This is a genomic window from Collinsella aerofaciens, assembly GCF_040920445.1.
GTDB lineage: Bacteria > Actinomycetota > Coriobacteriia > Coriobacteriales > Coriobacteriaceae > Collinsella > Collinsella aerofaciens_BH.
This window is the reverse complement of the sequence record NZ_JBCOTQ010000050.1, coordinates 8,241-16,084: the sequence shown is the minus strand read 5'-3', so window position 1 is coordinate 16,084 and position 7,844 is coordinate 8,241. Positions and strand designations below refer to the sequence as shown.

Genomic DNA, 7,844 nt, shown 5'->3' with positions numbered 1-7,844 from the left:
GTGTTGGCTAAAATGGGTCGGCCGGGATTGGTCAATCTCGGCCGACTATATTTGGCTAAAATAATCCGACGCTAACAATATGGTGCGTTTGTTTGCGGGTTTTGGAATACAAGCATCTTGTTCGACACGATTCTTGAGGTTGTATTTGTCGGGTTTCCCTCCATGCTAATTGCGTCCAAGGCCACATCGGTTACTTCTATTAAAAATGAATTGATTGTTCCCGAGGTCGGTTATGGCGCGCTAACGTCTTTCTATATCAACTTGGTTTGTTTCCCGATTCTGGTTGAGGTTGTTCTTCAACTAGTCATTTTGTTTTTGGGTATTGGTTATGCTCTATTTTCATCCAAGCGTGATCTATCCAATCTACGCCTATTTGAAAACGCGAGAGCTGTTTTGGGCATCATAATTTTTGTTGCTGCAACGCTTCTGCTCTCAAATACTTGGTTTTCTATGGACTGGGGCGTTGAATTAAGTTCGCTATTTCTTTCAATTTGGTACCCGGTATTTATCATGCCTTATGTTCTTGCCCTTGCTTATTATGCCTCGCTTGAATCGATGGCCATGCGGATTAAAGTTTCGGAAGAGAACCTGCCTACAAAGGAGTTTATTAAGATTGCAATGGCGTTGCTTCCAAACTTTCGATATATCAGGCATTTCAACGGATGGAATGCCCATGAGTATCTAGAGTGTTTAAACCCGTCTGAAAAAGCTTGCTACTTGGGTACTTTTAAGCGCGAGATCGACACGGTCGCCGCTAACGCCAACGCTAAGGTTAAACGGTTTGAATCGGGTAAGGGGAGTAACGGGTTTGATGAAGATGGGATATGGCTTGACTGGACACATCTGGAAGAGATGAAGTCCTTTCTTTGGACAATTGCAAGCTTGGAGAATCGGAGTTGGATGGAATCCGGTGCCTATTCGTCTTTGGATGAGGCGTTTAACTGCTTCTTGCCTAAAGGCTGCAATGGATCGTTGTTGCTTTCTCGCGGAAAGGATACATACGTCTGTTGGGTAATTAATTCATCAGGTTTTGTGTTTGCTGCCGGTTCCAGAGATGGTGCTTTTCCTTTTATGAAATACGAGGGCGATCGCTGCCCAATTACTGACGGTGCGGATATGCTCTCTGAGTTTGTTGATGACAGCGGGGATGCTGATACGCGACTTAAAAACTGGCACTTCAGCTTTTATGTTGATAAATCTTACTTGTGATTACGCTTGAGACTGGATGATTTAACGATGCTTCTCTCTATGACGGGGCACGCTCCATGTTCCGCTGCACGGTGGTCAATTAGCAAAAGAAATTATGCGTCACCGTTTGGGATATATTTATATTCGTCAAGCTACGTTGTTTCTTCAGACTTCCTCTGAACGATCCGGAGGCATGATGTTTCTTGGATTATAAACAAGAAAAATGTTTATAATTGAATTGCCTAAGAGGAGGTTGCTGTGAAACTTCTTAAATTAAGAATCGATGGGGTCACGCTGTTTAAGGACAAGCGTTTGGAACTTGATTTTATTGCCTCCGATCGCGTTTCTCGCGATGAAGAAGGTAATGTCGCCGACGTGTTCCCGCTACCGGTGGGGTCTTCGATCTATTCTCAAAATGTAATGGGCGTTGTTGGCGTAAACGCATCCGGTAAGACAACGACTCTCAACCTTGTGCGCTTTGTACTTGGTTATATGTCTGGCAGCTTTGTTATGCGCCGCTTTGCAACTGGCTCCGATGTTCTCGGAAACTTGGAGCGCCAGGTCAATGTCGCCTGTGTATTTTTCGAAAAAGGTTCAGTCTATCTTATTGAGTCTCGGCTTCGCAAAGTAGATGGCGTAGCTGCGGAGGATACTTCTTTTGCGGAATCACTTGCATTTGAGAACGAATGGCTTTGGAGATGCCCCGCATCACGCGTCTCTAGAAAGGTCGTTTTGAATATCGAGCGTCTGAAGGATGTCTCTGAGCCTATTCTGGTTCGTGAGGGGCCTGATGATGGTGACCTTGTTCTTAACGATGCCCAACGAACTTTCCTGGATGACAACATGTCAATCGTGTCTGTCATCACGGGTAAAAAGGTGGTCTCGGTGGAGTCCCCCGAGCGCACGCTGCCTTTGACGAGCTTGCCAACCCCTGTTGTTCAGGCTTTTGATCCGAGTGTTGAATATCTTGTCTGGAACAAAGAAAACCAAGTGTTCCATCTTAAGTTTAAGGGTGAGCGAGCGGAGCGAGTGATGAATGTCGCTATTGCGACTTCTGTTCTGTCAAATGGAACGATCTTGGGCGCTGAGCTGGTCAATCAAGCGATAACTGCTCTCAGAAATGGGGGTTATCTGATTGTGGACGAGATTGAAACGGGTCTTAATAGATCACTTGTTGGCACAGTGATTGAGCTTTTTGCTTCTCCTGTTACGAACCCACATGGGGCAACCTTGCTCTTTTCGACTCATTACTCGGAGCTTCTTGATGTGCTGAGGCGCAAGGACAATGTCTTTGTTCTTGTGCGCGACGATTCGTTTAAGACGGAGCTCATCAAGTATTCCGAGCGTATCAATCGGATTGAGAACAAAAAGAGCGATGTGATTATCAACAATGTAATCAAGGGATCTATGCCTAAGTACCCCGACGTTCAAGCGATGCGCGAGTATGTTTGCGAGCACATCAATGGGTAATCAGGCAAAAGACATTCTATCAAGTTGTTTTGTCTTGTTTAGCTGTGAAGGAACTGCGGAGGGCGCTGTTATTCAGGTGCTGTATGACAACGATTTGTTGATCGTCCCAAGAGACCGAGTGGTCAAAGATGCCCTCATTGTTGATCGTCCTTACACGCGAAAACGCAAGGCTTCCGAAATTGCAAACGACTATTTCTCGATGAACTACGAGACTGCTGGGGCTGAAGGACTTGCGGTCGCACGGATTGTGGATAGCGGTGCTCCCAAGTTTGAGTTTCCAAAGCGCAGGCAGAACGGTACTAAAGTGCTGAGTTTTGTTACGCGACCGGAGATCGAGATGCTTGTGATTCACGCCGAGGGTGCCTATCGGGATTGGGGAATTGCGACCAGAAGGGACAGGCAACTTAAGCCTAATGAATTCTGCAAACAGCGTCTTGGGCTAGGCAAAATTAAAGAGAAAGATTTTCTTGAGGAATATTGGGGCAACGGCGAAAAACTTGTAAAAGCAATTAAGGCCCATGCGGAGACGAGTAAGCGTAAGAGCGGAGAGTTTTTACTGGTTGACTTGTTGAAATAGCAGCTGAATGCCCGACGGAAGTATGCGGCAAATTTCGGAACCCTCGAGCACATCGCCCTTTTCATGTAAAGAAACCGCAGGTAGAAGCGTTGCCGTTATCCAGTGTGGTCGGCATGTCAAGAATTTGCCGCATACTTCCGGATTGAGCGCTCATTTAGCACTCTTAATGTCCCCTCATCCTCTAAAAAAAGTTTTAAAACAGCCTTAAAGGCGCTTCAGCTCGCGTTGACAGCGTACAATACGCATGTTTGACTATGACAAAAGTGGATTTTAGGGGAGGGGTGCGCCATGGAGGTGCTGGTTGTTGGCAACACCGCATATGTTGACGATGACTTTTGTGCCAAGGCGTTCCCCGGGGACCACGTTAAGGTTGTCGCTGCCACGGAAGCACGTCGCGATGAGTCGTCGCCCCATGCCTCGTGGAAAGAGCTGCTCCAGAACTTGGAGCAGGCCTATGAGTTCGACCGCGTGGTCTACCTGTCTAATTACCTTACCCCGCATACCGATACCGTGGGCGATATCGAGCTGCTGCGCACGGTCTTTCGTGCGTGCGCGGGTCGCCGGGTCCAACTGCTGTATGTAGCGGGGCCCGCGGGTGCCGAGGGCGCCGCCGATGCCGCGGGGCGAACGGGCAAGGGCATTATCGCGCACGCAGCCAACGACCTGTGCCGCTACTACGCTGCTCGCGAGGGCGTTCAGACCAAGATTCTGCGCGTGCCATTCCTGTATACCGCGTCTGCCGCGCTAGAGGACCCGTTTTTGGTGCCGCTGTTCGACGCGTGCTCAACCGGATCGGTCGCTCTGCAGGGCGCGCAGGATGCGGCGTTTCCCCTGCTGTGTGCCGAGGAACTTGCGGTGCTGGTACGCCGTATCTTCGATAGCTGGGATGGTAACTTTGAGACGCTCGACGTAGCCGATACCTTCCATCACACGGCGGGTGAGGTGGGCGACGCCCTCAGGGCGCTGTTCCCCGGCCTTGCCGTTGCCTATGGCGATTCTGCTGGCTACGCCCTGCCCGCCAGCGACGTCGCTCGCGTGCGCTATGGCTGGTTTCAGCGCTACGACTTGCTGCGCGATCTCTCGACCATTCAAGCTCGCTGGGGCGCTGGACGCATCAAAAAGATCAACCCGCTGCGTGCCGCCATCGACCGCATCCAAATGCGCACGCTGCCTATTAAATGCCTAGAGACGGGCGTTGCCTGGGTTCTGTTCGAGGTACTGGAGCATCTGTTCTCACAATCGGCCCAGCTCAACGTGCTCGATTATCGCCTGCTCTACGTGGTGCTGATCGGCACTCTGTATGGCTTGGACTTTGGCCTGGTTGCGGCGCTGCTGGCGTCGGTGGGTTTGGCCGCGAGCTACTTTACTCAGTACGGCTATACCTTCCAGGGCCTGTTCTACGAGCCGTCCAACTGGCTGCCGTTTATTGCCTACTTTGTGGTGGGTGCCGTGTGCGGCTATGTGCAGCTGCGCAACAGCGAAGCCATTAGGGCGGAGCGAGATCAAAACGAGCTCGTGCGCAACCGCAATACGTTCCTTACGCAGCTCTACCACGACGCGATCGAGGACAAGCGCGCGTACAGGCGCCAGATCGTGGGTCGCCACGACAGCTTTGGCAAGATCTTTGCCGTGACGCAGGAGCTCGATGTGCTCAACCCTCGCGACATCTATCGCAAGTGCTGCGAGCTTCTGGGCGAGATCCTCGAGAACGATTCGGTGGCGATCTACCATGTTTCGGGCGGGGCATTTGCACGCCTGGTGGCAGCAAGTCCCGCGATTGCCGAAGATGCCGCACGCTCGCTCACGCTTGAGCAGCTTACACCTCTTTTGGGCGACGGGGGTCGTTCGAACCTGTGGGTGAACCGCGAGCTGACGCCGGGGTTTCCCATGTTTGGATACACGATCGAGCGCGACGGGGCACCCGCCGTGCTGATCTTTGTGCGTAGTGCGGCCGAAAACCAAATGACCCTCTATTATCAAAACCTGTTCCGCATCTTGTGCGGGTTGGTCGAAAGCGCGCTGGGCCGTGCCTTTGACTATGAGGCGGTGGCGCAGGATAAACGCTGCGTTGACGGCACTTGCGTGCTCAAGCAGGCTGCCTTTGGCCAAGAGCTCGCGGCGGAGCAGGCACTGGCAGATAGCAAGATGGGGAGTTTTTTGCTCCTGCGCGTGGTACCGGGCATGGAGCCTGTCGGCGAGCTGGTGGGCGCAATTGGGTCGGCAATCCGCGAGAGCGACGCGGCGGGCTTGGTCGACGGCGACGTGCTCTACCTGCTTATGCGCCAGGCAAAGGCGTGCGATCTGCCCATTATCCGCGAGCGCCTGAGCGCAAAGCATATTGCGGTGGAGCCCGTCGACGGCGAGGACATCGTGGCGCTGTTGCAGCACATCTCTTACACCGGTGACGGTGAGGGGGGTGCCGCTTGATCTCGCTTGTCGTTGCTGCCGTCTTGCTGCTGATTCATGCGTTGGTTTGCCTGATACTGTGGACGCTCATGAAGCTGGGCCTGCTGCCGGTGCGCGGACACATGCTGGCTGTGATAGTGCTGGTGCCGCTGTGGGGCCCGTTGCTGGTGGTTCTGCTATCGGTCCGCAGCGCGGTGTTTGGCGAGGGGCTGAAAGAGTCTGCGCTGGAGTCGCTGCGCTTTAACGACGACCTGCATCGCAGCATCCTGGTGCACGACCGTGACGCCGATGCGGGCGTGGTCCCGCTCGAGGAGGCGCTCATCGTCAACGATCCGGCATACCGGCGTCGACTAATGCTCTCCATGCTCACCGAGGAGCCCAACGCGTACCTGGCGCAGCTGCAGGCGGCTAAGCTTAACGACGACGTTGAGGTGGCTCACTATGCCGCGACGGCGGTGGCGCAGATCTCCAAGGAGTCCGACCTTAAACTGCAGCAGCTGGAGCGTGCCTTTAAGACGGATCCGAGCGCGCAAAACCTCAACGAATACTGCGATTTTCTTGGTGAATACTTGGGCTCGGGCTTGGCTGAGGGGCGCGTGGCTCAGATTCAGCGTCAACAGTACGCGCGCCTGCTTGCGCGTCGCTGCGAGCGCGAGGATGCCCTTGAGCTGCGCATTCGATACGCGACGGCGCTGGCCGATGTCGGACAGATTGACGAGGCGCAGGCCGTGACCGACCAGTTGGTTCTCGACGTGCCCGAGGAGCAGGAGGTTTGGATGCTTTGCCTGCGCCTGGCCGTGATGCGCCGCGACGGTGACGAGGTTCACCGTGTGATCGATGCGATTGACAAGCAACATGTGTATTTGAGCGCCGACAACCGCGAAAAGTTGGCGTTTTGGCGTGACGGGGAGGAGGTCCGATGAGCGTGGTGCAACATATCCGCGACCGTGCAGGCCGCTTTCGTTGGATGGGACTCCTCGTGGTGTGGGCGGTCTTTATTGCCATGGCCGCCGTGCTGCTGGTGGAGCGTGCCGGCGTGCAGTACAGTGCGGGTCAGCATAAGCTGGGGATGCTTGCCGCCAACGATGCGGTGCCGGCCTCCTCTGCAATCTTTGGCCAAAAGCCCACGTGCCTGGTCATTACCGACTCGGACCAAGATAGCGTCGACGACGTTAAAGACCAGTTCGACCAGATTTTGCTGGACATGAAGATCGCCCATCGCGATGTTGATATTGCCACCGACGGTGCGGACGCGATCCCATCGCTCACGTCGTTTGATCGCGTGATTGTGCTTATGCCCTCGCTTGACGGACTGGGTACGCATCTGACCGATCTGATGAGTTGGGTGAGTACGGGCGGCTCACTCATGCTGGGCATGACGCCAGATAACTCGAACTACCTGCAGGCTATTGCTTCCAAGCTTGGGATCGAATCGGCCGGATATGACTATGCGAAAGCCGAAAGTATCGTTCCGAGCGAGGACTTTATGTTGGGCGGAGGAGAGCGCTACGAGTTCTCGGATCCCTTCGATTCTTCGCTCTCGGTTTCATTGCGCGATACGGCGCACGTATGGGCAAAGACCGGTGACGCGGGCACGCCGCTCATTTGGTCTAACGATTGCGGCAGTGGTCACACCGTGGTGTGCAACATTGGCATCTACGACAAGGTCATGCGTGGGTTCTATGCTTCGGCCATAAGCTTGCTGGGTGATGCCACGGCCTATCCGGTCATCAACAGCGCCGTGTTCTATTTGGACGACTTTCCTAGCCCTGTGCCCTCGGGCGACGGCACCTACATCAAGCGCGACTACGGGCTTTCCGTCGCCGATTTTTATGCCAAGGTCTGGTGGCCCGATCTGCAAAAGCTCGCGCAAAAATACGGCATTCGCTATACCGGCGTGATGATCGAAAACTACGAGGACGCGGTCAACCAGACCGAGCCCGCGCGCCAGGCCGATACCACGCAGTTCCGCTACTTTGGCGGCATGCTGCTGCAGATGGGCGGAGAGCTGGGCTTTCACGGCTACAACCATCAGCCGCTTGCGCTCTGGGACACCGACTATGGTACGTTGTACGTCTATAAGACGTGGAAAAACAAGGAAACGCTCGTCGCTTCGCTCAACGAGCTTATAGCCTTCCAGGACGAGGTGCTGCCCAACGCGCACGGCTCGGTTTACGTGCCGCCGTCAAATATCCTTTCGACC

6 protein-coding genes are annotated in these 7,844 nt (G+C 54.0%); all 6 read left to right on the top strand.

The window, feature by feature from the left end; genetic code table 11:
* Positions 1-117: 117 nt before the first annotated feature.
* Positions 118-1,209 (top strand): hypothetical protein, encoded by a 1,092-nt coding sequence (locus AB5405_RS08055; protein ID WP_368138122.1) that lies wholly within the window; start codon positions 118-120, stop codon positions 1,207-1,209.
* Positions 1,210-1,446: 237 nt separating this feature from the next.
* Positions 1,447-2,658 (top strand): AAA family ATPase, encoded by a 1,212-nt coding sequence (locus AB5405_RS08050; RefSeq protein ID WP_117820296.1) that lies wholly within the window; start codon positions 1,447-1,449, stop codon positions 2,656-2,658.
* Entirely contained in the window at positions 2,651-3,235 is a 585-nt protein-coding gene (locus AB5405_RS08045; protein ID WP_117820295.1) for a hypothetical protein, read from the top strand. The genes AB5405_RS08050 and AB5405_RS08045 overlap by 8 nt, the downstream gene beginning before the upstream one ends.
* A gap of 288 nt (positions 3,236-3,523) precedes the next feature.
* The gene (locus AB5405_RS08040) at positions 3,524-5,662 is read left to right on the top strand and encodes a DUF4118 domain-containing protein (RefSeq protein ID WP_368138121.1); all 2,139 of its coding nucleotides are present in this window, start codon (positions 3,524-3,526) and stop codon (positions 5,660-5,662) included.
* Positions 5,659-6,564 (top strand): hypothetical protein, encoded by a 906-nt coding sequence (locus AB5405_RS08035; RefSeq protein WP_368138120.1) that lies wholly within the window; start codon positions 5,659-5,661, stop codon positions 6,562-6,564. Before AB5405_RS08040 ends, AB5405_RS08035 begins: the two co-directional genes overlap by 4 nt.
* Positions 6,561-7,844: DUF2194 domain-containing protein (locus tag AB5405_RS08030; RefSeq protein WP_368138119.1), on the top strand; the 1,284-nt coding region annotated here is incomplete at its 3' end. The genes AB5405_RS08035 and AB5405_RS08030, both read left to right, overlap by 4 nt.

Coding starts and splice junctions, on each gene's coding strand:
- AB5405_RS08040 (WP_368138121.1), top strand. CDS start 3,524: ATGGAGGTGCTGGTTGTTGGCAACACCGCATATGTTGACGATGACTTT.
- AB5405_RS08045 (WP_117820295.1), top strand. CDS start 2,651: ATGGGTAATCAGGCAAAAGACATTCTATCAAGTTGTTTTGTCTTGTTT.